This is a genomic window from Pseudomonas sp. W2Jun17 (genome assembly GCF_023127795.1).
In the GTDB taxonomy this organism is placed as follows: domain Bacteria; phylum Pseudomonadota; class Gammaproteobacteria; order Pseudomonadales; family Pseudomonadaceae; genus Aquipseudomonas; species Aquipseudomonas synxantha_A.
In genome coordinates, this window is record NZ_SPKO01000011.1 from 141,250 (window position 1) to 165,570 (window position 24,321).

Annotated in this window: 23 protein-coding genes; 14 read left to right on the forward strand and 9 right to left on the reverse strand. The window is 60.3% G+C overall.

The features are described 5' to 3' along the window. Positions 1–95: 95 nt before the first annotated feature. Genes gatB through gatC form a run of 3 tightly spaced genes read right to left on the reverse strand, consistent with a single transcriptional unit; the run spans position 96 to position 3,307 of the window. Positions 96–1,541: an Asp-tRNA(Asn)/Glu-tRNA(Gln) amidotransferase subunit GatB gene (gene gatB, locus E4O98_RS09595; RefSeq protein ID WP_216090745.1), complete on the reverse strand. Its 1,446-nt coding sequence runs from the start codon at positions 1,539–1,541 to the stop codon at positions 96–98. A gap of 10 nt (positions 1,542–1,551) precedes the next feature. Continuing rightward, positions 1,552–3,003, reverse strand: a complete 1,452-nt coding sequence (gene gatA, locus E4O98_RS09600; protein WP_148853462.1) for an Asp-tRNA(Asn)/Glu-tRNA(Gln) amidotransferase subunit GatA — start codon at positions 3,001–3,003, stop codon at positions 1,552–1,554. A 16-nt stretch (positions 3,004–3,019) separates the two neighbouring features. Then, on the reverse strand, positions 3,020–3,307 hold the full coding sequence (gene gatC, locus E4O98_RS09605; RefSeq protein WP_005784804.1) for an Asp-tRNA(Asn)/Glu-tRNA(Gln) amidotransferase subunit GatC: 288 nt from the start codon (positions 3,305–3,307) through the stop codon (positions 3,020–3,022). A gap of 210 nt (positions 3,308–3,517) precedes the next feature. On the opposite strand from gatC, the gene mreB reads away from it, so the two are divergent. From mreB to tldD, 8 genes are all read left to right on the forward strand, one after another. Further along, complete coding sequence (mreB, locus tag E4O98_RS09610; protein ID WP_002555108.1) at positions 3,518–4,555, forward strand: rod shape-determining protein MreB; 1,038 nt, start codon at positions 3,518–3,520, stop codon at positions 4,553–4,555. 139 nt (positions 4,556–4,694) lie between these two features. Next, a complete protein-coding gene (gene mreC, locus E4O98_RS09615; protein ID WP_348984629.1) occupies positions 4,695–5,795 on the forward strand; it encodes a rod shape-determining protein MreC in 1,101 nt (366 codons plus the stop codon). Next, positions 5,795–6,283: a rod shape-determining protein MreD gene (gene mreD, locus E4O98_RS09620; protein ID WP_003188558.1), complete on the forward strand. Its 489-nt coding sequence runs from the start codon at positions 5,795–5,797 to the stop codon at positions 6,281–6,283. The genes mreC and mreD overlap by 1 nt, the downstream gene beginning before the upstream one ends. 50 nt (positions 6,284–6,333) lie before the next feature. Further along, a complete protein-coding gene (locus E4O98_RS09625) occupies positions 6,334–6,930 on the forward strand; it encodes a Maf family protein (RefSeq protein WP_078820291.1) in 597 nt (198 codons plus the stop codon). Between the two features lie 70 nt (positions 6,931–7,000). Next, a complete protein-coding gene (gene rng, locus E4O98_RS09630) occupies positions 7,001–8,458 on the forward strand; it encodes a ribonuclease G (protein ID WP_046070915.1) in 1,458 nt (485 codons plus the stop codon). A 78-nt stretch (positions 8,459–8,536) separates the two neighbouring features. Beyond that, positions 8,537–12,352, forward strand: a complete 3,816-nt coding sequence (locus E4O98_RS09635) for a YhdP family protein (RefSeq protein WP_248134837.1) — start codon at positions 8,537–8,539, stop codon at positions 12,350–12,352. Positions 12,353–12,400: 48 nt separating this feature from the next. Beyond that, complete coding sequence (locus E4O98_RS09640) at positions 12,401–13,249, forward strand: carbon-nitrogen hydrolase family protein (RefSeq protein WP_248134839.1); 849 nt, start codon at positions 12,401–12,403, stop codon at positions 13,247–13,249. 16 nt (positions 13,250–13,265) lie between these two features. Beyond that, a complete protein-coding gene (gene tldD, locus E4O98_RS09645) occupies positions 13,266–14,708 on the forward strand; it encodes a metalloprotease TldD (RefSeq protein ID WP_012722229.1) in 1,443 nt (480 codons plus the stop codon). Positions 14,709–14,752: 44 nt separating this feature from the next. On the opposite strand, the gene yjgA is transcribed toward tldD, so the two are convergent. After that, positions 14,753–15,274 (reverse strand): ribosome biogenesis factor YjgA, encoded by a 522-nt coding sequence (yjgA, locus tag E4O98_RS09650; RefSeq protein WP_248134848.1) that lies wholly within the window; start codon positions 15,272–15,274, stop codon positions 14,753–14,755. Between the two features lie 108 nt (positions 15,275–15,382). Between yjgA and pmbA the strand changes: the two genes are divergently transcribed. The 6 genes from pmbA (at position 15,383) to E4O98_RS09680 (ending at position 20,636) form a co-directional block, all read left to right on the forward strand. Further along, positions 15,383–16,729, forward strand: a complete 1,347-nt coding sequence (gene pmbA, locus E4O98_RS09655) for a metalloprotease PmbA (protein ID WP_248134850.1) — start codon at positions 15,383–15,385, stop codon at positions 16,727–16,729. A 147-nt stretch (positions 16,730–16,876) separates the two neighbouring features. After that, positions 16,877–17,272: a FagA protein gene (locus tag E4O98_RS09660; RefSeq protein ID WP_122733947.1), complete on the forward strand. Its 396-nt coding sequence runs from the start codon at positions 16,877–16,879 to the stop codon at positions 17,270–17,272. Continuing rightward, on the forward strand, positions 17,265–18,641 hold the full coding sequence (locus E4O98_RS09665; protein WP_078820293.1) for a class II fumarate hydratase: 1,377 nt from the start codon (positions 17,265–17,267) through the stop codon (positions 18,639–18,641). Before E4O98_RS09660 ends, E4O98_RS09665 begins: the two co-directional genes overlap by 8 nt. 27 nt (positions 18,642–18,668) lie before the next feature. Then, the gene (locus E4O98_RS09670) at positions 18,669–19,097 is read left to right on the forward strand and encodes a hypothetical protein (RefSeq protein ID WP_248134852.1); all 429 of its coding nucleotides are present in this window, start codon (positions 18,669–18,671) and stop codon (positions 19,095–19,097) included. A 1-nt stretch (position 19,098) separates the two neighbouring features. Continuing rightward, the gene (locus E4O98_RS09675) at positions 19,099–19,710 is read left to right on the forward strand and encodes a superoxide dismutase (protein WP_032877788.1); all 612 of its coding nucleotides are present in this window, start codon (positions 19,099–19,101) and stop codon (positions 19,708–19,710) included. Positions 19,711–19,742: 32 nt separating this feature from the next. Then, on the forward strand, positions 19,743–20,636 hold the full coding sequence (locus tag E4O98_RS09680; RefSeq protein ID WP_005784830.1) for a ZIP family metal transporter: 894 nt from the start codon (positions 19,743–19,745) through the stop codon (positions 20,634–20,636). A 21-nt stretch (positions 20,637–20,657) separates the two neighbouring features. Here E4O98_RS09680 and E4O98_RS09685 read toward each other — a convergent pair whose 3' ends face one another. The 5 genes from E4O98_RS09685 to E4O98_RS09705 form a co-directional block, all read right to left on the reverse strand. Further along, on the reverse strand, positions 20,658–20,930 hold the full coding sequence (locus E4O98_RS09685) for an HPr family phosphocarrier protein (RefSeq protein WP_216090750.1): 273 nt from the start codon (positions 20,928–20,930) through the stop codon (positions 20,658–20,660). A gap of 16 nt (positions 20,931–20,946) precedes the next feature. Then, positions 20,947–21,804, reverse strand: coding sequence for an RNase adapter RapZ (gene rapZ / locus E4O98_RS09690; protein ID WP_005784834.1), 858 nt, complete (start codon positions 21,802–21,804; stop codon positions 20,947–20,949). A 2-nt stretch (positions 21,805–21,806) separates the two neighbouring features. Further along, positions 21,807–22,271 carry a PTS IIA-like nitrogen regulatory protein PtsN gene (ptsN, locus tag E4O98_RS09695; protein WP_032877784.1) on the reverse strand — a complete coding sequence of 155 codons (465 nt, stop codon included), beginning with the start codon at positions 22,269–22,271 and terminating at the stop codon, positions 21,807–21,809. Between the two features lie 9 nt (positions 22,272–22,280). Then, on the reverse strand, positions 22,281–22,586 hold the full coding sequence (gene raiA, locus E4O98_RS09700; protein WP_223017593.1) for a ribosome-associated translation inhibitor RaiA: 306 nt from the start codon (positions 22,584–22,586) through the stop codon (positions 22,281–22,283). 75 nt (positions 22,587–22,661) lie between these two features. Beyond that, positions 22,662–24,155, reverse strand: coding sequence for an RNA polymerase factor sigma-54 (locus tag E4O98_RS09705; protein WP_005784839.1), 1,494 nt, complete (start codon positions 24,153–24,155; stop codon positions 22,662–22,664). Positions 24,156–24,321 lie beyond the last annotated feature (166 nt).

Here is a 24,321-nt window from a genome sequence, read left to right on the forward strand (position 1 = left end):
AGGACATCCCCAATAAAAAATGTGGAGAGGGAGCAAGCCCCCTCCCACACAGGTTGGAGCCAGACCTTGAAGTCTGCTCCAACCATTCACCGCAATCAGCCTTCGAGCTTGCTTTTAAGCAGTTCGTTCACCTGTTGCGGGTTGGCTTTGCCCTTGGAGGCTTTCATGGCCTGGCCGACAAAGAAGCCGAACATCTTGCCGCGCTTGGCTTCGTCTGCGGCGCGGTATTGCTCGACCTGTTCGGCATTCGCCGCGAGCATTTCATCGAGTACGGCCGAAATCGCGCCGCTGTCGGTGACTTGCTTGAGGCCACGCTTCTCGATGATCTCGTCGGCGTGGCCTTCACCCGCGGCCATCGCTTCGAACACCGTCTTGGCGATTTTGCCGGAGATGGTGTTGTCCTTGATGCGCAGCAGCATCCCGCCCAATTGTTCGGCAGTGACGGGCGCTTCGTCGATTTCCAGGCCCTGTTTGTTCAGCAGGCTGCCCAGTTCGACCATCACCCAGTTGGCCGCCAGCTTGGCGTCGCCGGCAATGCTCACGACTTTTTCGAAGTAGTTGGCTTGTTCACGGCTGGAGGCCAGCACGCTGGCATCGTAGACCGACAGGCCGAACTGCTCCTGGAAGCGCTCGCGTTTTTGCTGCGGCAGTTCCGGCAGGGTGGCGCGGATGTCGTTGAGGAACGAATCTTCCAGCACCACCGGCAACAGGTCCGGGTCGGGGAAGTAACGGTAGTCGTTGGCTTCCTCCTTGCTGCGCATGGCGCGGGTTTCGTCTTTGTTCGGGTCGTACAGGCGCGTTTGCTGGATCACCTTGCCGCCGTCTTCGATCAATTCGATCTGGCGACGCACTTCGCTGTTGATCGCCTTCTCGATGAAGCGGAACGAGTTGACGTTCTTGATCTCGCAGCGGGTGCCGAACTCAACCTGGCCCTTTGGCCGGATCGACACGTTGCAGTCGCAACGCAGCGAGCCTTCGGCCATGTTGCCGTCGCAGATGCCCAGGTAGCGCACCAGCGCGTGGATGGTCTTGACGTAGGCCACGGCTTCCTTGGCGCTGCGCATGTCCGGTTCGGAGACGATTTCCAGCAGCGGCGTGCCGGCACGGTTCAGGTCGATACCGGTGGCGCCGGGGAATTCTTCGTGCAGGCTCTTGCCGGCGTCTTCTTCCAGGTGCGCACGGGTTACGCCGACACGCTTGATGGTGCCGTCTTCCAGCGGGATGTCCAGGTGGCCCTTGCCGACGATCGGCAGTTCCATCTGGCTGATCTGGTAGCCCTTGGGCAGGTCCGGATAGAAGTAGTTCTTGCGTGCAAACACGTTGTGCTGGCCGATCTCGGCGTCAATCGCCAGGCCGAACATCACCGCCATGCGCACCGCTTCCTGGTTCAGCACCGGCAGCACGCCGGGCATGCCCAGGTCGACCAGGCTGGCCTGGGTGTTGGGCTCAGAGCCGAACGTGGTGGCGCTACCGGAGAAAATCTTCGATTGGGTGGCGAGCTGGGTATGAATCTCCAGCCCGATCACAACTTCCCATTGCATAGTGTTCTCCTCAGAAGCCGGTAGGGGTGCGGGTGTGCCAGTCGGTGTGCAACTGGTACTGGTGCGCCACATTGAGCAGGCGGCCTTCCTGGAAATACGGGGCGAGCAATTGTACGCCTACCGGCAAGCCATCGACGAAACCGGCGGGCATGGACAAGCCCGGCAGGCCCGCGAGGTTGGCGGTAATGGTGTAGAGGTCTTCCAGGTACTCGGCGATCGGGTCGCCGGTCTTGGCGCCGATCTTCCAGGCCGGGTTCGGCGTGGTTGGGCCGAGGATCACGTCGACTTCTTCGAAGGCGGCCATGAAGTCGTTCTTGATCAGGCGACGGATTTTCTGCGCCTTGAGGTAGTACGCGTCGTAGTAGCCGGCGGACAGGGCATAGGCACCGACCATGATCCGGCGCTGGACTTCACTGCCGAAGCCTTCGCCACGGGAGCGTTTGTACAGGTCGGTGAGGTCTTTCGGGTTCTCGCAGCGATAGCCGAAGCGCACACCGTCGAAGCGCGACAGGTTGGAAGACGCCTCTGCCGGCGCGATCACGTAGTAGGCGGGAATCGCGTGCTGGTTGTTCGGCAGGCTGATTTCCTTGATCACCGCGCCGAGCTTTTCCAGCTCTTTGATGCTGTTTTGCACCAGATCGGCGATACGCGGGTCGAGGCCGGCGCTGAAGTACTCTTTCGGCACGCCGATGCGCAGGCCCTTGAGCGAGGTATTCAGGCTGGCGCTGTAGTCCGGCACGGGCTCATCGATGCTGGTGGAGTCCTGTTTATCGAAGCCTGCCATGCCTTGTAACAATATTGCACAGTCTTCAGCGGTGCGTGCCAGAGGGCCGCCCTGATCGAGACTTGAGGCGTAGGCGATCATGCCCCAGCGGGAAACGCGACCGTAGGTCGGCTTCAGGCCGGTGAGGTTGGTGAACGCGGCGGGCTGGCGGATCGAACCACCGGTGTCGGTCGCCGTAGCGGCGGGCAGGAAGCGTGCGGCCACGGCCGCAGCCGAGCCACCCGACGAACCGCCGGGCACGTGCTCAAGGTTCCACGGGTTTTTCACCGCGCCGTAGTAGCTCGACTCGTTGGCCGAACCCATGGCGAACTCGTCCATGTTGGTCTTGCCCAGGGTCACAGCCCCGGCGGCGGCCAGCTTGGAGACCACGGTGGCGTCGTAGGGCGCCTTGAAGTTGTCGAGCATCTTCGAGCCGCAGCTGGTGCGAATGCCCTGGGTGCAGAACAGGTCCTTGTGGGCGATGGGGGCGCCCAGCAGAGGGTTGTTTTCACCGTTGGCGCGACGTGCGTCGGCGGCCTTGGCCTGGCTCAGGGCCAGCTCTTGGGTGAGGCTGATGAAGCTGTTGACCTTGGGATCGTGCTCGGCGATACGCGCAAGCAGGGTCCGGGTCAGCTCTTCGCTGGAAAACGTTTTGTCGGCGAGACCGCGGGCGATCTCGGCCAGAGTCATGTGATGCATGAAAGGCTCTTTCCCTTTAGTCGATGACTTTCGGAACCAGGTACAGGCCGTTTTCGACCGCTGGCGCGATGGACTGGTAGGCCTCGCGGTTATTGCGCTCGGTCACGACGTCTGCGCGCAGGCGCTGACTGGCTTCCAGCGGGTGAGCCAGGGGCTCGATGCCGTCGGTATCGACGGCCTGCATTTGGTCAACCAGCCCGAGAATGCTGTTCAGGGCTGCGGTGGTCTGTGGAAGATCGGCGTCATTGAGGCCAAGCGAGGCCAGATGCGCGATTTTTTCCACGTCGGAGCGTTCAAGCGCCATGGGATTCTCCAGTGGAAAACAGAACGGAAGGCGTCCGTGTGTTAGATTGTCGGAACACTACCGCATTTCTACGGTCATATGGCCGCGATTGTGGGGGTTGGTGCACAGAAAGTCGGCCAATTTAGCACATTGGCGCCTTGCCCAAAATCCCTGTCGTTGTTAGAGTTTGCCGCACTTTTTTACCCACGCGTTGCCTAGGGTCCCTTTCCCATGTTCAAGAAACTGCGTGGCATGTTTTCCAGCGATCTTTCCATTGACCTGGGCACTGCCAACACCCTTATTTACGTGCGCGAGCGCGGTATCGTTCTGAATGAGCCATCGGTTGTGGCCATTCGGACCCATGGTAATCAGAAAAGTGTCGTTGCCGTTGGCACCGAGGCCAAGCGTATGCTCGGCCGTACACCAGGCAACATTGCTGCCATTCGTCCGATGAAGGATGGCGTGATCGCCGATTTCAGCGTCTGCGAGAAGATGCTGCAGTACTTCATCAACAAGGTTCACGAAAACAGTTTTCTGCAGCCCAGCCCTCGTGTGCTGATCTGCGTTCCGTGCAAGTCCACCCAGGTTGAGCGTCGTGCCATCCGTGAATCGGCCCTTGGCGCCGGTGCCCGCGAAGTGTTCCTGATCGAAGAGCCGATGGCGGCTGCGATCGGTGCCGGCCTGCCGGTTGAAGAAGCCCGCGGCTCGATGGTGGTGGATATCGGTGGTGGTACGACCGAAATCGCCCTGATTTCCCTGAACGGTGTGGTGTATGCCGAATCCGTGCGCGTGGGTGGCGACCGTTTCGACGAAGCGATCATCACGTATGTGCGTCGCAACTACGGCAGCCTGATCGGCGAATCCACCGCCGAGCGCATCAAGCAGGAAATCGGCACCGCATACCCGGGCGGCGAAGTTCGCGAAGTCGATGTTCGCGGTCGCAACCTGGCCGAAGGCGTTCCACGTGCCTTCACCCTGAACTCCAATGAAGTGCTGGAAGCTCTGCAAGAGTCCCTGGCCACCATCGTTCAGGCCGTGAAGAGTGCCCTGGAGCAGTCGCCGCCGGAGCTGGCTTCCGATATCGCCGAGCGTGGCCTGGTGCTGACCGGTGGTGGCGCCTTGCTGCGCGACCTCGACAAGCTGCTGGCACAGGAAACCGGTCTGCCGGTGATCGTTGCCGAAGACCCGCTGACCTGCGTTGCTCGTGGTGGTGGTCGTGCGCTGGAAATGATGGATAAACACACCATGGACCTGCTCTCCAGCGAATAAGATTGCCTGGATGGTTCATGCTTGGTCGGCAGGCAGCACTTTGCAGTGCTGCCTGTTGGCGTTTATCTTCTTCAATCTGCATCCAGGCCGGTTTGATGCCGTATGAATAAAGAGAACATTTGCCTGGGAGGAGCGGCTTATTAAACCGCTTTTCGCCAAAGGCCCCTCATTGGGCGTGCGCTTATTGGTGCTGACCGTGCTTTCGGTCGCGCTGATGGTGGTCGATGCCCGCTTTGCACTGCTCAAGCCCGTGCGTAGCCAGATGTCGCTGGTGTTGATGCAGACCTACTGGATCACCGACCTGCCACAACGTCTCTACCAGGGCGTGGCCAGCCAATTTGGCAGCCGCACCGAGCTGATCGCCGAGAACGAAAAACTCAAGACTGAAAACCTGCTGTTGCAGGGGCGCATGCAAAAGCTGGCGGCCCTCACCGAGCAGAACGTTCGTCTGCGCGAGTTGCTCAATTCTTCCGCGTTGGTCAATGAAAAGGTTGAAGTCGCCGAGCTGATCGGCATGGATCCGAACCCGTTCACTCATCGCATCATCATCAATAAGGGTGAGCGCGACGGTGTGGTCCTCGGCCAGCCGGTGCTCGATGCCCGTGGCCTGATGGGCCAGGTGGTGGAGTTGATGCCCTACACCTCGCGCGTCCTGCTGCTGACGGACACGACCCACAGCATTCCGGTTCAGGTCAACCGCAACGGCTTGCGCGCGATTGCCAGCGGTACCGGCAACCCCGAACGCCTCGAACTGCGCCATGTTGCCGACACTGCGGATATCAAGGAAGGCGACCTGCTGGTCAGCTCCGGCCTGGGCCAGCGCTTCCCGGCCGGCTACCCGGTGGCGACGGTCAAGGAAGTGATCCACGATTCTGGCCAACCATTCGCGATCGTTCGGGCCGTGCCGACGGCTGCCCTTAACCGTAGCCGTTACCTGCTGCTGGTGTTCAGCGATAACCGCACCCCGGAGGAGCGCGCCAACGACGCCGCCCAGGCCCAGGAAGCGGAAGACAAGCAGAACGGCACCGCGCCGGTCGTCCCCGCCATTGTGCCCAAACCGGCCTTCGTCGGGCCACCAGCGCCTGCGGCTGCGCCGGCCGTTCCGGCAACCGCAGCGCCTGTCGCCACACCAGCCAAGCCTGCTGCACAGGGTGCTCGCCCGGCTAAACCGGCGGCGACCACCGCGCCCGCGAGGCCTGCGACAACCGCTCCGGCCACCACACGGCAGAGGGAGGAATAATGGCCGGTACTCATTCGCGCAATGGCTGGATCGTCTGGCTGACTTTCGCCATTGGCTTGCTGCTCAGCGTTTCGCCGCTGCCGCAATTCATGGAAATCCTGCGCCCGCTCTGGCTGGCCTTGCTGCTGGCGTTCTGGTCTTTGAACCTGCCGCACAAGGTGGGCATGGTCACGGCGATGTGCCTGGGCTTGGCGGAGGATGTGCTCTATGGCACCTTGCTGGGCCAGAATGCGTTGATCCTGACCCTGATCACTTTCCTGGTGCTGTCGTTGCAACAGCGCCTGCGCATGTTCCCTATGTGGCAGCAGTGCCTGGTGATCCTGGTGATTTTCGGTCTGGCGCAGTTGGTGCAATTGTGGCTGAGCGCATTGACCGGCAACCGTCAGCCCACCCTGGCGCTGGTCTTGCCGGCCCTGGTCAGTGCACTGCTGTGGCCCTGGATCAGTTTTGGCCTGCGTGGGCTGCGTCGCCGCTATAAAATCAATTGAATGGTTGCGAGGCTCTGCCTGGTTATCGAACCCAACAGGGAGAGGCTGCAATGATTTCGCTTTATCTGGCCTCGGGCTCCCCGCGGCGACGTGAGCTGCTGACCCAGATCGGTGTGCCCTTCACCGTAGTCAGCGCCGCTATTGATGAAACCCCTCATGCCAACGAACCCGCCGTTGCCTATGTCGAGCGCCTTGCGCGCGGCAAGGCAACGGCGGGTTTTGTTGCGCTTGGCCAAACCTCGGGCACCTGCGTATTGGGCGCCGATACGGCGGTGATTATTGACGGCCAGATCCTGGGCAAACCCGTGGACCAGGCCGACGCGCTGGCAATGCTGATGGCCCTTTCGGGCCGCGAGCATGAAGTGCTCACCGCGATTGCCCTCACCGACGGCCAGCGCTGCGAAACTCGATATGTAAGCAGTCTTGTACGTTTTCGCCAGCTTTCTGTCGAAGAGGCTACAACCTACTGGCACAGTGGCGAACCCCAGGACAAGGCCGGCGGCTATGCTATCCAAGGCCTGGGTTCGGTGTTCGTTGCCGGCCTCAATGGCAGTTATTCTGCGGTGGTTGGCCTGCCCGTGTGCGAAACCGCGCAACTGCTCGTCCAATTCGGCATACCCTGTTGGCAAAACATTACCGTGCGCTGAACGCCGTATTCCAGCGCCAAGCCTTGAGCGATCGGTCACTATTGTGAAAACGCCTGAACGAGACCCAGCCATGAGTGAAGAGATTCTGATCAATATCACGCCGATGGAATCGCGCGTGGCGGTGGTAGAGAACGGTGTTCTGCAAGAAGTGCATGTCGAGCGTACCCAAAAGCGTGGGATCGTCGGCAATATCTACAAAGGCAAGGTGGTGCGCGTACTGCCAGGTATGCAGGCAGCATTTGTCGATATCGGCCTGGACCGTGCTGCGTTTATCCACGCTTCGGAAATTTCCCTGCGCGAAGGCCCTGCGGTGGAAAGCATCAGCGCCCTGGTGCACGAAGGGCAGAGTCTGGTGGTGCAAGTCACCAAGGACCCTATCGGCTCCAAGGGCGCACGCTTGACCACCCAGTTGTCGATTCCCTCGCGCTACCTGGTGTACATGCCGCGCACTGCCCATGTCGGCATTTCCCTGAAGATCGAAGACGAAGCCGAGCGTGACCGCCTGAAAAAGGTGGTCAGCGACTGCGTGGCTGCCGAGGGCATCAAGGAAGCGGGGGGGTTTATCCTGCGTACCGCCGCCGAAGGCGCCGGCGCTGATGAGATCCTTATGGATATCCGCTACCTGCGGCGGTTGTGGGATCAGATCGACGCACAGATCAAGACCATTGGCGCGCCCAGCGTCATCTATGAAGACCTGGGCCTGGCGCTGCGTACGCTGCGTGACCTGGTCAGCCCGAAAATTGAGAAAATCCGTATCGACTCGCGGGAAACCTTCCAGCGCACCACGCAATTTGTTGCCGAGCTGATGCCGGAAATTGCCGACCGCCTGGAGCACTACCCCGGCGAGCGGCCGATCTTCGACCTGTATGGCGTTGAAGACGAAATCCAGAAAGCCCTGGAGCGCAAGGTGCCGCTCAAATCCGGCGGCTACCTGGTGGTGGATCCGGCCGAAGCCATGACCACCATTGACGTCAACACTGGCGCATTCGTGGGCCATCGCAACCTCGAAGAGACCATCTTCAAGACCAACCTGGAAGCCGCCACCGCGATCGCTCGCCAACTGCGCCTGCGCAACCTCGGTGGCATCATCATCATCGACTTCATCGACATGGAAGATGAGGAGCACCAGCGCCAGGTATTGCGCACCCTCGAAAAGCAGCTGGAGCGCGATCACGCCAAGACCAACATCATCGGCATCACCGAGCTGGGCCTGGTGCAGATGACCCGCAAGCGCACCCGCGAAAGCCTTGAGCAGGTGCTGTGCGAGCCGTGCAGCAGTTGCCAGGGGCGGGGTAAATTGAAAACCCCGGAAACCGTTTGCTACGAAATTTTCCGCGAAATCCTGCGTGAGGCACGTGCCTATCAGGCCGAGGGTTATAGAGTGCTTGCCAACCAGAAAGTGGTCGATCGCCTGCTGGACGAAGAGTCGGGGAACGTCGCGGAGCTGGAGAGCTTTATCGGTCGCACGATTCGCTTCCAGGTCGAAACCATGTATTCCCAGGAACAATACGACGTGGTGCTGCTCTGATCCCCAATTGCTTGCCTTATTCGAGACCGGCGGACTTTGATCTGCCGTCCGCCAACTGTTTTTTGAGGGTCGCCTGACATGGAGCGTCTGATACGCTTTTTTGCCGCTTTGACCCGCTGGGGCTTGGGCCTGTGTGCGTTGCTGCTGGTATTGGCGGCGGTGTACGTAAGCCTGGGGCGTGAATTGACCCCATTGGTCGCCGAATATCGCGCCGAAATCGAAGCCAAGGCCCAGGCTGCAGTGGATACACCACTGCATATCGGCAGCCTTGAAGGCCGCTGGAGCGGGTTTGCCCCGGTATTGCTGGCCCACGATGTGATGGTCGGCGAGGGCACCAGTGCCTTGCGCCTGGACCAGGTGGAAGTGGTACCGGATATGTGGGCCAGCCTGTTGGCCCGTGAAGTGCGCATCGCCCACCTTCAAGTCAGCGGCCTGCAATTGAGCGTCAAGGAAGACAAGGACGGCCGCTGGACGCTGCAAGGCTTGCCGGTTCAGGACGACCAGCCGCTGGACCCGCAACAGTTGCTGACGCGCATGCAAATGGTCAAGCGCGTGTCGGTGCTGGACAGTCAGGTTACCTTGCAGCCCTTCGATCAGGCGCTGGTGACCGTGACCTATGTAGGCCTGAGCCTGCATACCGGCATGAGCCATCAGCGTCTGGATGCACGGCTGACCTTGCCTGATGGCCAGCCGCTTGCTGTCAGCCTGCGTAGCCGTATTCGCGCCAGCCAGTGGAAGGACGCAGAGATCGACGCCTACCTGAGCCTGCCGCAAAGCGACTGGGCCAAATGGATTCCCGCCCGGCTAACCCAGCAATGGAAACTCACGCGGTTCAAAGCCGGCGGTGAGTTTTGGCTCAGTTGGGCCAAAGGCACCGTGCAAAGCGCTGCTGTTCGCCTCAACTCGCCGCAAGTGAAGGGCAGCTACGCCGACCGCAAGCCCGTGCATCTGGAGAATCTGGCGCTGACGGCCTACCTGCAACGCAGTGATAGTGGCCTTGAAGTGCTGTTCGATTCGCTGGCAATGAACATTGGCGACACCCGCTGGGAGTCGCGCATTCAATTGCAGCAAAACCTGGCGACCGATAAAGAACAGGAAGTGTGGAAGTTGCAGGCCGATCGTCTTGACCTGACGCCGATCACGCCGCTGCTCAATGCCTTGGCGCCGTTGCCCGAAGGTTTCGCCAAGACCGTCGAGCATCTCAAGGCCACTGGCCTGTTGCGTAATGTGCTGGTGGATTTCCGCCCTCAGGACGCCACCGACCAGAAAGTCAGCTTTGCCGCGAACCTTGAGCGTGTCGGTTTCGACGCGTATTTTGGTGCGCCGGCCGCGCGTAATGTGTCCGGCAGCATCAGTGGCGACCTGGGCCATGGCGAACTGCGCATGGACAGCAAGGATTTTTCCCTGCATCTGTTCCCCATCTTCGCCAAGCCCTGGCAGTACATCCAGGCCAATGCACGCCTGACCTGGAAACTCGACAAACAGGGTTTCACCCTGATCGCTCCGTACATCAAGGTGCTGGGCGAAGAGGGCAAGGTCGCGGCGGACTTCCTGATTCGCCTGCATTTCGATCATAGCCAGGAAGACTACATGGACCTGCGGGTCGGCATGGTCGATGGCGATGGCCGTTTTACCCCCAAATACTTGCCGGCCGTGTTGAGCCCGGCGCTGGATGAGTGGCTGCGTACCGCGATTCTCAAAGGGGCAGTGGATGAAGGCTTTTTCCAGTACCAGGGGTCGCTGAGCCACAACGCCCTGCCGGCGTCGCGCAATATCAGCCTGTTCTTCAAGGTGCATGACGCCGAACTGGCCTTCCAGCCGGGTTGGCCCCATGTGAACAAGGTTAATGGTGAAGTGTTCGTCGAGGAAAGCGGCGTGCGCATCCTGGCGAGCAAGGGGCAGTTGCTCGACACCCGGGTCAAGGATGTGTACGTCAATATTCCTCACGCACCGGCCGGCAAGGACAGTCATCTGTTGCTCACCGGCGGGTTTTCCGGTGGCTTGGGTGATGGTCTGAAAATTCTTCAGGAAGCGCCCATCGGTACCGCGTCCACGTTCGCCGGCTGGAAAGGCGAGGGTGACCTGCAAGGTAGCCTGGACCTTGACGTTCCCCTGGCCAAGGGCACCGAGCCCAAGATCGTGGTGGACTTCAAGACCGACAAGGCACGCCTGCAATTGGCTGAACCGCCCTTGGACCTCACCCAGCTCAAGGGTGATTTTCGCTTCGATAGCGCCAAGGGCCTGAGCGGTCAGAACATCTCGGCCCAGGCATTCGAGCAACCTATCACTGCGCAGATCTTCGCCGAGGGCAAGCCGGGCAATATCAGCACTCGCGTGACTGCCAAGGGCCAGGTGGCGGTCAAGCGCCTGACGGATTGGCTGAACGTCAGTCAGCCGTTGCCGGTATCCGGCGATATTCCTTACCAGTTGCAGGTTATTCTGGACGGTGCGGACAGTCAGTTGATGGTCAACTCCAACCTCAAGGGTGTTGCGGTGGATCTACCGGCGCCGTTCGGCATGCCGGCCAGCCAGGGACGTGACAGCACCTTTCGCATGACGTTGCAGGGCGCTGAGCGACGTTACTGGTTTGATTACGGCGAGCTGGCGAATTTCACCTTTGCGGCGCCGCCGGACAACTTCAATAACGGCCGTGGCGAATTGTTCCTGGGTGACGGTGACGCGCTGTTGCCCGGGGCCAAGGGCTTGCGCATTCGTGGCGTGCTGTCGGAACTGGATATCGATCCCTGGAAAAAGCTCGTGGACCGCTACGCGGGTAACGACCCAGGTGGCAATGCCAAGCAACTGCTAAGTGGCGCCGACTTCAGGGTAGGCAAGCTGACCGGATTTGGTACCCAGTTTGACCAGGTCAAGTTGCAGCTTGATCGCAAGCCGGCTGCCTGGGGCCTGCAGCTCGACAGCCAGCAAGCCAACGGCACGGTGAACCTGCCCGATGCCAAGGGCGCGCCGATTGCGATCAACCTCAAGTACGTCAAATTGCCCGCAGTGGACCCGACAGCCCAGGCCGACGAAAACGCACCGGACCCGCTGGCCGATATCGACCCCAAAAGCATCCCGGCACTGGACATCGCCATTGACCAGCTGTTCCAGGGCCCCGATCTGATAGGGGCATGGTCGCTGCGGATTCGTCCGACTGCCAAGGGCCTGGCCTTCAATAACCTGGACCTGGGCCTCAAGGGGATGCTGCTCAAGGGCGCCGGTGGCTGGGAGGGCGCGCCGGGCGCCAGCAGCAGTTGGTACAAGGGCCGCCTCGATGGCAGAAATATCGCCGATGTGCTCAAGGGCTGGGGTTTTGCGCCTACGGTGACCAGTGAGGATTTCCATCTGGACGTGGATGGCCGTTGGCCGGGCTCGCCGGCCTGGGTTGGGCCCAAGCGCTTTTCCGGCAGCCTGGATGCCGCATTCCGTAAAGGTCAGTTCGTTGAAGTGGAAGGGGGCGCCCAGGCATTGCGGGTGTTTGGCCTGCTTAACTTCAACTCCATTGGCCGGCGTTTGCGTTTGGACTTTTCCGACCTGTTTGGCAAAGGCTTGAGCTATGACCGAGTCAAGGGCTTGCTGGCCGCCAGTAATGGTGTGTTCGTGACCCGTGAGCCCATCACCATGACCGGGCCCTCGACCAATCTTGAGCTTAACGGCACCCTGGATCTGGTCACCGATCGCGTCGACGCCAAGCTGCTGGTCACGTTGCCGGTGACCAACAACCTGCCCATCGCGGCGCTGATTGTCGGTGCGCCTGCCATTGGTGGTGCGTTGTTCCTGATCGACAAGCTGATCGGTGATCGGGTTTCGCGCTTTGCCAGTGTGCAGTACAAGGTGCAAGGCCCTTGGAAGGATCCGAAAATCACCTTCGACAAGCCATTTGAAAAGCCAAACTGAGAGCCTGTGGAGTAGCATGGCCCCATGCCCTGTCTGGAGTGTCGGCCCATGTCCTTTGCAGTAATCCAAATGGTCAGCCAGAGCGACGTGCTGGCCAACCTCGCCCAGGCACGCCGCCTGCTGGAGCAGGCGGCGGCAAACGGCGCGAAACTCGCGGTTTTGCCGGAGAACTTCGCCGCCATGGGACGCCGTGACGTGGCCGACATTGGCCGCGCCGAAGCATTCGGTGAAGGCCCGATCCTGCCATGGTTGAAACAGGCCGCCCGCGACCTCACCTTATGGATAGTGGCCGGCACGTTGCCGCTGCCGCCCAGGGAACAACCCCACGCCAAGGCCAACGCTTGCTCGCTGCTGATCAATGATCAGGGTGAAATCGTCGCTCGCTATGACAAGCTCCACTTGTTTGATGTGGACGTAGCGGATGCTCGCGGTCGCTATCGCGAATCCGACGACTATGCTTTTGGAAGCAATGTAGTGGTGGCGGATACGCCAGTGGGCCGCGTGGGGCTGACGGTGTGCTATGACTTGCGCTTTCCCGAGCTGTACAGCGAATTACGCGCTGCGGGGGCTGAATTGATTACCGCGCCCTCGGCCTTTACGGCGGTGACTGGGGCTGCCCATTGGGATGTGCTGATTCGGGCGCGGGCCATTGAAACCCAGTGCTACCTGCTGGCAGCGGCTCAAGGCGGTGTGCACCCAGGCCCACGGGAAACCTTTGGCCACGCGGCAATCATCGACCCTTGGGGGCGGGTGCTGGCGCAACAGGATCAAGGCGAAGCGGTGCTACTGGCCGAACGCGATAGCGGTGAACAAGCGTCGATACGGACGCGCATGCCGGTGGCGAACCACCGGCGCTTTTTCTCGCAGGGCGCGCAGCGGCCTGCTTCAGAACGATGAATTTAAGGCCAAACCTATGAGCGAGTTGTTGTCCTCAGTCAGTGAACACCTCCTGGCACCCGGTGGCGTGACCATCGAAAGTTTGCAAACCGTGCTGGGCGATCTCGCCGGGCCAGGCATTGACGCGGCTGACCTGTATTTCCAGGGGCAGATTTCCGAGTCCTGGGCCCTGGAAGACGGCATCGTCAAGGAAGGCAGTTTCAACCTCGACCAGGGAGTGGGCGTGCGTGCCCAGTCTGGTGAAAAAACGGGTTTTGCCTACAGCAATGCGATCACCCTGGAGGCGCTGGGCCTGGCAGCACGTGCTGCGCGCTCGATCTCCCGCGCTGGACAAAATGGCACGGTGCAGGCGTTCAGCACCCAGGACGTGGCTCAGTTGTATGCGCCGGATAACCCCCTGGAAGTGATCAGCCGTGCGGAAAAAGTCGAGCTGCTGAAACGTATCGACGCCGCTACTCGTGCCTTGGATCCCCGTATCCAGCAGGTTACCGTAAGCATGGCCGGTGTGTGGGAGCGCATCCTCGTTGCCTCCACCGACGGCGGGCTGGCGGCGGATGTACGGCCGCTGGTGCGTTTCAATGTGAGTGTGATCGTTGAACAGAACGGTCGTCGCGAGCGCGGTGGCCATGGCGGCGGCGGGCGTACCGACTACCGCTATTTCCTCACCGATGACCGTGCCATGGGTTATGCCCGTGAAGCGCTGCGCCAGGCGCTGGTCAACCTCGAAGCCATCCCTGCACCGGCCGGCACCTTGCCGGTGGTGCTGGGCTCGGGTTGGTCTGGCGTGTTGCTCCACGAAGCCGTCGGCCACGGGCTGGAAGGCGACTTCAACCGCAAGGGCAGTTCGGCCTACAGCGGGCGAATGGGCGAGATGGTTGCGTCCAAGCTGTGCACCATCGTGGACGACGGCACGCTGGCCGGGCGCCGTGGTTCGCTGAGCGTCGATGACGAAGGCACGCCGACCGAATGCACCACCCTGATCGAAAACGGCGTGCTCAAGGGCTATATGCAAGACAAGCTCAACGCTCGCCTGATGGGCGTGGCGCGCACCGGTAACGGCCGTCGTGAGTCCTACGCGCATTTGCCGATGCCACGCATGACCAATACCTACATGCTCGGTGGCGAAAGCGATCCGGCGGAAATCATCGCCTCGGTGAAACGCGGCATCTATTGCGCCAATCTGGGCGGTGGCCAGGTCGACATCACCAGCGGCAAGTTCGTGTTCTCCACCAGCGAGGCGTACCTGATCGAAGACGGCAAGATTACCGCGCCGGTCAAAGGGGCGACCTTGATTGGTAACGGGCCGGAGGCCATGAGCAAGGTGTCGATGGTCGGTAACGACCTGTCGCTGGACAGCGGCGTGGGCACATGCGGGAAGGATGGGCAGTCAGTGCCGGTAGGCGTGGGGCAGCCAACCCTGAAAATTGATGCGATCACCGTGGGTGGCACGGGGTCGTAAGGACGGAGCTTCGGGTGGCGAAGGCCGCCACCCGTGGAAGAGGATCAGCGCAGGCCGCGTTGAGTCTCGTCCAGCTCACGGATGTACTTGAAGATTTTACGGCTGGTGGCCGGCGCTTTGTTGTGCGCCTGCTCGTGCTGGGCCTGACGGATCAGGGAGCGCAATTGCTGGCGGTCCGCATCCGGGTAGTCCATCACGAATTTCTCCAGCACGACGTCATCGCCCGCGATCAGGCGGTCACGCCAACGTTCCAGGTTATGGAAGCGTTCGTTGTACTGGCGAGTGGAGGCATCGGTTTGATCAAGCAAGGTCAGAATGGCGTCAATGTCCTGATCGCGCATCAGTTTGCCGATAAACGAGATGTGCCGTTTGCGCGCGATATTCGCGGTGTGCTTGGGCGCATCAGCCAGGGCCCGGCGCATTTCGTCGGTCAATGGCAGTTTGGCAATCAAATCTTTTTTGAGCGTTGTAAGGCGCTCGCCGAGGTCAACCAGAGCATGCAGCTCGCGTTTGACCTGGGTTTTGCTTTTCTCCCCATCGAGGGAGTCGTCGTAAGAATCAACCATGGTGGCAGTCCGCAAAGAAACGCCGCCATGATAACCAGTCGGGGGCCGCTTGTCCGGCCCGGTCGCTCGATGGCCTTAACCGAAAGCAGAATTTGAGTGGAGAAAACCATGAGTGCAGCCCAAAGCGTCGGTCCGCAAGCGTTACCGGCACTGCAGGAACAAGTCGAGCAGATCCTCGCCGAGGCCAAGCGCCAGGGGGCCAGCGCCTGTGAAGTGGCGGTGTCGCTGGAGCAGGGGCTGTCGACTTCGGTGCGCCAGCGGGAAGTGGAAACGGTCGAGTTCAACCGCGACCAGGGGTTCGGCATCACCTTGTACGCAGGCCAGCGCAAAGGCTCGGCCAGCACCTCGGCCAGCGGCCCGGAAGCGATTCGCGAGACCGTCGCCGCTGCGTTGGCGATTGCCAAGCACACCTCCGAGGATGAAAGCTCGGGGCTGGCCGACAAGGCGCTGATGGCCAGGGATGTGCAGGATTTCGACCTGTTCCACGCCTGGGACATCACCCCGGAGCAAGCCATTGAACAAGCGCTGATCTGCGAAGCGGCGGCTTTCGATACCGACTCTCGGATCAAGAATGCTGATGGCACCACGCTGAGCACTCACCAGGGCTGCCGTGTGTACGGCAACAGCCATGGTTTTATCGGCGGTTATGCGTCCACACGTCACAGCCTCAGTTGCGTGATGATCGCCGAAGCCAACGGCCAGATGCAGCGTGACTACTGGTACGACGTGAACCGCCAGGGTGATTTGTTGGCAGACCCCGTCAGCATTGGCCAACGGGCTGCACAGCGTGCCGCCAGTCGCCTGGGCGCGCGCCCGGTGCCGACGTGCGAAGTGCCGGTGCTGTTTTCTGCGGAACTGGCCGGTGGTTTGTTCGGTAGCTTCCTGGGGGCGATTTCCGGTGGCAACCTCTATCGAAAATCGTCATTCCTTGAAGGCGCAATCGGCCAAAAGCTGTTTCCTGAGTGGTTGACCATCGATGAGCGCCCGCATTTGATGCGTGCGATGGGCAGTTCGTCGTTCGACGGTGATGGCCTGGCGACCTATGCCAAGCCGTTTGTCGAAAATGGTGAGCTGGTCTCGTATGTGTTGGGTACCTATGCCGGTCGCAAGCTTGGCCTGCCGAGTACCGCCAACTCCGGTGGCGTGCATAACCTGTTCGTGACCCATGGTGACGAAGACCAGGCTGCATTGCTGCGACGCATGGGGCGTGGCTTGCTGGTGACTGAGTTGATGGGCCAGGGCCTGAATATGGTCACCGGTGATTACTCCCGGGGCGCGGCAGGTTTCTGGGTGGAAAATGGCGAAATTCAATTCGCCGTCCAGGAAGTGACGATCGCCGGCAACATGCGCGATATGTTCAAGCAAATTGTCGCTGTGGGTAATGATCTGGAGTTGCGCAGCAATATCCGCACGGGGTCTGTGCTGATCGAGCGGATGACGGTCGCCGGTAGCTAACCTCTCCGGTACTCAAGGAAAGGCGCGCCATCCCAAGGATGGCGCGCCTTTTTTATTGCCCATGTCACAGAGGTATTAATCGGGTACTCTTGTGTTGATTCTCAATATCATTTAATAATAAATATCATTACCGAATGAGTGTGGATCATGAGTTCTGTCCTGCATGAGGATCCGTATCTGGAAAGCTGGCGCTGGATGAGCCGCCAGATTCGCTGTGGCCTCGATCCCAATGAACCTCGCCTGATCGAACATTACCTCAATGAAGGTCGATACCTGGCCTGTTGCACCGCGACCCATCCGTGGACGATCGCCGAAACTTCATTCCGCCTGCTGATCGACACCGCCAGCGATATCGCGCTGCCCTGGCATTGGCGTTCGATGTGCCTGGACCAAGCGTGGCGCCCGCTGCGCGACCTGGAAAAACTCTCCCAGTGTGCCTGCCGCCTCAAGCGCTGGCAGGCCTTTGCCTGGCAGTTGGCGACCTGTGAATTACTGCCTTCGATTTCCGTTTCTGACTTGGTGCAAGGATCTAATGATGAGTAATACCCGTATCGAACGCGACAGCATGGGCGAACTGCATGTGCCGCAAGACGCGTTGTATGGCGCGCAAACCCAGCGAGCGGTGAACAACTTCCCGATCAGCCATCAGCGTATGCCGGCGCAATTCATCCGCGCCCTGATCCTGGCCAAGACAGCCGCGGCCAAGGTCAACGTCGACCTCAAGCAGATCAGCGAAGGGCAGGGCAAGGCCATTGTCGATGCCGCCCAAGGCTTGCTCGAAGGTGACTACATGCAGCACTTCCCGGTGGATATCTTCCAGACCGGTTCCGGCACCAGCTCCAACATGAACGCCAATGAAGTGATTGCGACCCTTGCCAGTCGTTTGCTTGGCGAGGTGGTCAACCCTAACGATCACGTCAACTGCGGCCAAAGCAGCAACGACATTATCCCCACCACCATTCACGTCAGCGCCGCCTTGGTACTGCATGAGCAAACGCTGCCAGCCCTGCTGCACCTGGTGCAGGTGATCGAGCAGAAGGCTGAAGAGGTGCATCCGTTCATCAAGACCGGCCGTACCCACTTGATGGACGCCATGCCGGTGCGCATGAGCCAGGTGCTCCATGGCTGGGCGCAGCAGCTCAAGGCCAATATCGGGCACTTGCAGGACCTGCTTCCGGCCTTGCAAGCACTGGCCCAGGGCGGCACAGCGGTGGGCACCGGGATCAACGCGCATCCTGAATTTGCCGGGCGTTTCAGTCAGCAACTGAGCCATTTGACCGGGGTGAAGTTCACGCCCGGCAAGGACCTTTTTGCATTGATTGGCTCCCAGGACACTGCCGTCGCAGTTTCCGGCCAGTTGAAGGCCACGGCTGTATCGCTGATGAAGATTGCCAACGACCTGCGCTGGATGAACTCCGGCCCCTTGGCCGGCCTCGGTGAAATCGAGCTGGAGGGCTTGCAGCCGGGCTCGTCGATCATGCCCGGCAAAGTCAACCCTGTGATCCCGGAAGCCACGGCGATGGTCGCCGCGCAGGTCATCGGCAATGACACCGTCATCACAGTTGCGGGTCAATCGGGCAACTTCGAGCTGAACGTGATGTTGCCGATCATCGCCCAGAACCTGCTCAGCAGCCTTGAGTTGCTGGCCAACTCCAGTCGTTTGCTGGCGGACAAGGCCATTGCCAGCTTCAAGGTCAACGAAGCCAAGCTCAAAGAAGCACTGTCGCGCAACCCGATCCTGGTCACCGCCCTTAACCCGATCATTGGTTACCAGAAGGCCGCTGAAATTGCCAAGAAGGCTTACCAGCAAGGCCGCCCGGTCATCGATGTCGCCCTTGAGCACACCGACCTGCCGCGCAGCCAACTGGAAGTCCTGCTGGACCCGGAAAAGCTCACGGCTGGCGGCGTGTAATTAACCACCCTGCTTTGGAGGCTCACCATGGAGCACTGGAAACGTACGATCGAACGGGCCAATCGCTGCTTTATGGCGGGCGAGCTGGTGGATGCCCGCGAGGCCTATCTGCAAGCCCTGGCCCTGGCCCAAGTGTTGTTCGAACGCTGGGCGGATGCCGACGAAGCAGTGGCGGCCTGCGTCATTTCTCATCACAACCTGGCGGACCTGCACTTGCGCCTGAATCAACCTGAGGAAAGCGCGGAATACCTCTGCGCCATTCACCAGCGATTGTTGCAGACCATGCAGGACCCGCGCCTTAACCCGCAGTTGCGCGAGGCGGCGTTGCGCCAGAGCAGCAAGACCTACGTCGAGCTGTTGAATTTCATCAGCGATCACGGCGAGTACCCCCGCACCCACCGGTTGCTGGGCGATGCTGCGCTGCAGTCGACCTCGTCTCACTATGGAGCACATTGATATGACTTACACCCTGCCGGCACTGCCTTACGCCTATGACGCCCTTGAGCCGCATATCGACGCGCAAACCATGGAGATTCACTACACCAAGCATCACCAGACTTACATCAATAATCTGAATGCTGCCGTGGAGGGCACGGAATTCGCCGGTTGGCCGGTGGAGAAGCTGGTGTCCAGCGTGCAGAAATTACCGGAGAAATTACGCGTTGCCGTGGTCAATCAAGGAGGCGGCCATGCAAACCATTCGTTGTTCTGGGCGGTCATGTCACCTACAGGGGGCGGTAAGCCCGAAGGCACGCTGGGCAAGGCTATCGATGAGCAATTGGGCGGTTTTGACAGTTTCAAGGAGGCATTCACCAAGGCTGCGCTGACCCGCTTCGGCAGTGGCTGGGCCTGGTTGAGTGTCACCCCGCAAAACACGCTGGTCGTGGAAAGCAGCGGCAACCAGGACAGCCCGCTGATGAGCGGCAACACGCCAATCCTCGGTCTGGACGTCTGGGAACATGCCTACTATTTGCGTTACCAGAACCGTCGCCCTGAATACATCAATGCGTTCTACAGCGTAATTAACTGGCCGGAAGTTGCTGCCCGCTACCAGGCCGCCTTGGCTTGACATTCACTCTAAAACAAGATCTAAGGGCGACTATGGGCACTGAAACACTGGCGATCAGCAGCGTGCGAATGTTCCGTTATGCGTTCGGTTCACTGCTGTTATTGGCAGGGACTGCGTTGCTGGTGGCCCATGGGCTGGCCTGGTTGGACCTTGAGCCGCGTATCCTGCGCGCGTTGCAGGGCGGCGCGATTTGCGCGCTCGGCACGGCGCTGGGCGCGGTGCCGGTCCTGGTGATACGGCGGATGCCGGTAGCGTTGAGCGACACCTTGCTGGGCTTCGGTGCAGGTGTGATGCTCGCAGCGACCGCTTTTTCCCTGGTCGTGCCGGGTATCGCCGCGGCTGAAGGCCTGGGCCTTTCGCCGTGGGGTGCGGGTGGGCTGATCAGCTTCGGCATCATGCTGGGCGCATTCGGGTTGTATCTGGTGGATCGCAAGGTCTCCGGCGCCAGCCCGGAGATGCTGGTGGGGACGCCGGATAAGCCGGTGATCCCGCCGCGCATCTGGCTGTTTGTATTCGCCATCATTGCGCACAACATTCCCGAAGGCATGGCAGTGGGCGTCTCCGCGGGAGGAGGGATGGCGGATGCTGACAGTCTCGCCATGGGCATTGCCTTGCAGGATGTACCCGAGGGCTTGGTGATCGCGCTGGTATTGGCTGGGGCGGGGATGTCGCGGATCAAGGCGTTCCTGATCGGCGCCGCATCAGGATTGGTTGAACCGGTATTTGCGGTGCTCTGCGCCTGGCTGGTGAGCCTGGCTGAGGTGTTGCTGCCGTTGGGGCTGGCGCTGGCCGCCGGTGCGATGTTGTTGGTAGTGACCCATGAAGTCATCCCCGAATCGCGTCGCAACGGTCACGAAAAGCTCGCCAGCCTGGGGTTGTGTATCGGGTTTTGCCTGATGATGGTGATGGATACGGCGTTGGGCTGAAGCCAGCTCTCGTATCGGCGGTTATTCGCCTTCATCGAATTTGTTGTTGATCAGCTCAACCAACGCCTTCATCGCTTCCTGCTCTTGCTCGCCTGCAGTGTGCAGATGAATCGTGGTGCCCTTGCCGGCTGCCAGCATCATCATCGCCATGATGCTCTTGCCATCGACCATGGACTCCGGTGTGCGCCCGGCGCGGATCTGGCAGGGAAACTTTCCGGCCACGCCGACGAACTTTGCCGACGCCCGGGCGTGCAGGCCCAGCTTGTTGATGATTTCAATTTCCAGAGCGGGCATCGCGCAGGTGTTCCTTTCAGCTTAGGTCGCGGTGGCGAACCTGGACATTCTTGAGGGTTTGTTGCAGCACCTGGCCCAGCCGCTCAGTCAGGTAAACCGAGCGGTGATGGCCACCCGTGCAGCCAATGGCAATGGTGACATACGCCCGATTGCTCGCGGCAAAACGCGGCAACCATTTAAGCAGGTAGCTGGAGATGTCCTGGAACATCTCTTCCACATCCGGCTGCGCGGCAAGGTAGTCGGCGACGGGCTGATCCAGCCCCGACTGATCGCGCAATTCCGGCTTCCAGTAAGGGTTGGGCAGGCAGCGCACATCGAACACCAGGTCGGCATCGACCGGCATGCCACGCTTGAAGCCAAACGACTCGACCAGGAACGCTGTGCCCGGCTCGGGCTGATTCAGCAGGCGCAACTTGATCGCGTCACGCAACTGGTACAGGTTCAGGCTGGTGGTGTTGATCTTCAGGTCGGCCAGATCAATGATCGGCCCCAGCAGTTTGGTCTCGTCTTCAATGGCTTCGGCCAGGGAGCGGTTGGCGCTGCTGAGCGGGTGGCGTCGACGGGTTTCGGAGAAACGCTTGAGCAGGGTTTCTTCATCGGCATCCAGGTACAGCACATCGCAATGAATGTGCTTGGCGCGCACTTCTTCGAGCAGTTCCGGGAACCGCGAGAGGTGGCTGGGCAGGTTGCGGGCGTCGATCGACACAGCGACCAGCGGCTGCGCCAGCTCGGTGTGGATAAGGGCGCGCTCCGCCAACTCCGGCAGCAGGCCGGCCGGCAGGTTGTCGATGCAATAGAAGCCGTTGTCCTCAAGCACATTGAGGGCGGTGCTTTTACCTGAGCCGGAGCGGCCGCTGACGATGATCAAACGCATGATTACTGCCCGTTTTGTTCATCCAGGACGACCTGATACAGCGCCTCGTTGCTGCTGGCACTGCGCAACTTGTCACGTACTTCCTTACGGTCGAGCATACTGGCTATCTGCCGGAGCAGTTCCAGGTGCGCATCGGTGGCGGCTTGCGGGACCAGCAGCACGAACAGCAGGTCAACCGGAGCACCGTCGATGGCGTCGAAGTCGATGGGTTTTTCCAGGTGTAGCAAGGCGCTGACCGGGGTCTGGCAGCCTTCGAGACGGCAGTGAGGAATAGCGATGCCGTTGCCAAAACCGGTGGAGCCGAGTTTTTCACGGGCAATCAGAGCCTCGAAAACATCTTGCATCTCCAGCTCAGGCACTTGGCTGCTGATCAGGTTGGCAATTTGTTCCAGGGCGCGCTTTTTACTGCCGCCCGGCACGTTCACAAGGGAACGGCCGGGGGTCAGGATGGTTTGAAGTTGGATCATGGGGGAGGGTTAACGACCTGTACCTTGCATCAGGTGCAGATTCTTTTCCTTATGCTTTATGAGTTGGCGGTCGAGCTTTTCGTAGAGCGAGTCAATCGCCGCGTACATGTCTTCGTGTTCCGCATTGGCGACGAGCTTGGCATTCGGTACGTGCAGGGTGGCCTCGATTTTCTGCTTGAGCTTATCGACCTCCATGATGACCTGCACGTTGGTGATCTTGTCAAAATGCCCCGCAAGCTTGTTCAGCTTGCTCTCGGTGTATTCACGCAGGGGCTTGGTGACTTCCAGCTGGTGTCCACTGATGTTGACTTGCATACAGCTTCTCCTTCGTTGCCAGTGCATAAAGCGGTGGGCAGGAATACCCACCACTGGAACGCTGTGGCCCGCCCGTCACATCAACCGCTTACGCTCGCTGGAAGGCGCGATCCCAAGGGACTCACGGTACTTGGCGACGGTTCGACGGGCGACCTGAATGCCTTGTGCCTCCAGTAAACCAGCGATCTTGCTGTCACTCAACGGCTTTTTCTGATTTTCCGCGGCAACCAGTTTTTTGATGATCGCGCGGATCGCCGTGGACGAGCATTCGCCGCCTTCGGAGGTGCTGACGTGGCTGGAGAAAAAGTATTTCAGCTCATAAATACCGCGCGGGGTATGCATGAATTTTTGCGTGGTTACCCGGGAAATTGTCGATTCATGCATGCCTACCGCTTCGGCGATATCGTGCAGCACCAGAGGCTTCATGGCTTCGTCCCCGTATTCCAGGAACCCGCGCTGGTGCTCGACGATCTGGGTGGCGACTTTCATCAGGGTTTCGTTGCGGCTTTGCAGGCTCTTGATGAACCATCGCGCTTCCTGCAACTGGTTGCGCATGAAGGTATTGTCGGCGCTGGTATCGGCGCGGCGCACAAAACCTGCGTATTGCGGGTTGACCCGCAGCCGTGGCACCGATTCCTGGTTCAACTCCACCAGCCAGCGCTCGTTGTCCTTGCGCACGATCACGTCGGGAACCACGTATTCGGCTTCGCTGGATTCAATCTGCGAACCGGGGCGCGGGTTGAGGCTTTGCACCAACTCGATGACCTGGCGCAAGTCGTCTTCCTTGAGCTTCATGCGGCGCATCAACTGGCTATAGTCGCGGCTACCCAGCAGATCGATGTAGTCGCTGACCAGGCGCTGGGCCTCGGCGAGCCATGGCGTCTTGGCAGGCAACTGGCGCAGTTGCAGCAACAGGCACTCGCTGAGCGTGCGGGCGCCGATGCCGGCGGGCTCGAATTGCTGGATGCGGTGCAGGACGGCTTCGATTTCGTCCAGCTCGATGTCCAGTTCCGGGTCGAAGGCTTCGAGGATCTCGTCGAGGGTTTCGTCCAGGTAACCCTGGTTATTGATGCAATCGATGAGCGTAACCGCGATCAGGCGATCAGTGTCCGACATCGGCGCCAGGTTGAGTTGCCACAGCAAGTGGCTCTGCAGGCTCTCGCCAGCCGAGGTGCGGGTGGTGAAGTCCCACTCGTCATCATCATTGCTCGGCAGGCTGCTGGCGCTGGTCTGGTAAACGTCTTCCCATGCGGTATCCACGGGAAGCTCGTTGGGAATGCGTTCGTTCCATTCCCCTTCTTCCAGGTTGTCCACCGTAGGGGCGGTTTCCTGGTAGGAGGGTTCCTGCACGTCGGGATTGGGTTTTTGCTCGATGTTGTCGGCCAGTGGGTCGGCATTGTCGAAGTCGTCGCCTTCTTCCTGGCGTTCGAGCATCGGATTGGACTCCAGGGCCTCCTGGATTTCCTGCTGCAGGTCCAGGGTCGACAATTGGAGCAGGCGGATGGCCTGTTGCAGCTGCGGTGTCATCGTCAGCTGCTGGCCCATTCTCAGGACTAGCGATGGTTTCATGGCAGGGGCTTAACACCTTATTCGCCGGCGCAATGCGCCATCCACGACAGGGCGCGTGAGCGCCAACATAAGCAAATTATATGCCTGATATCAGGGCCTTTGCCTAGAGCGCGGTAACAATAAAAAAACCAAGGTTTCTATTGACTCCTGCGCGCTCCGGCGAAAG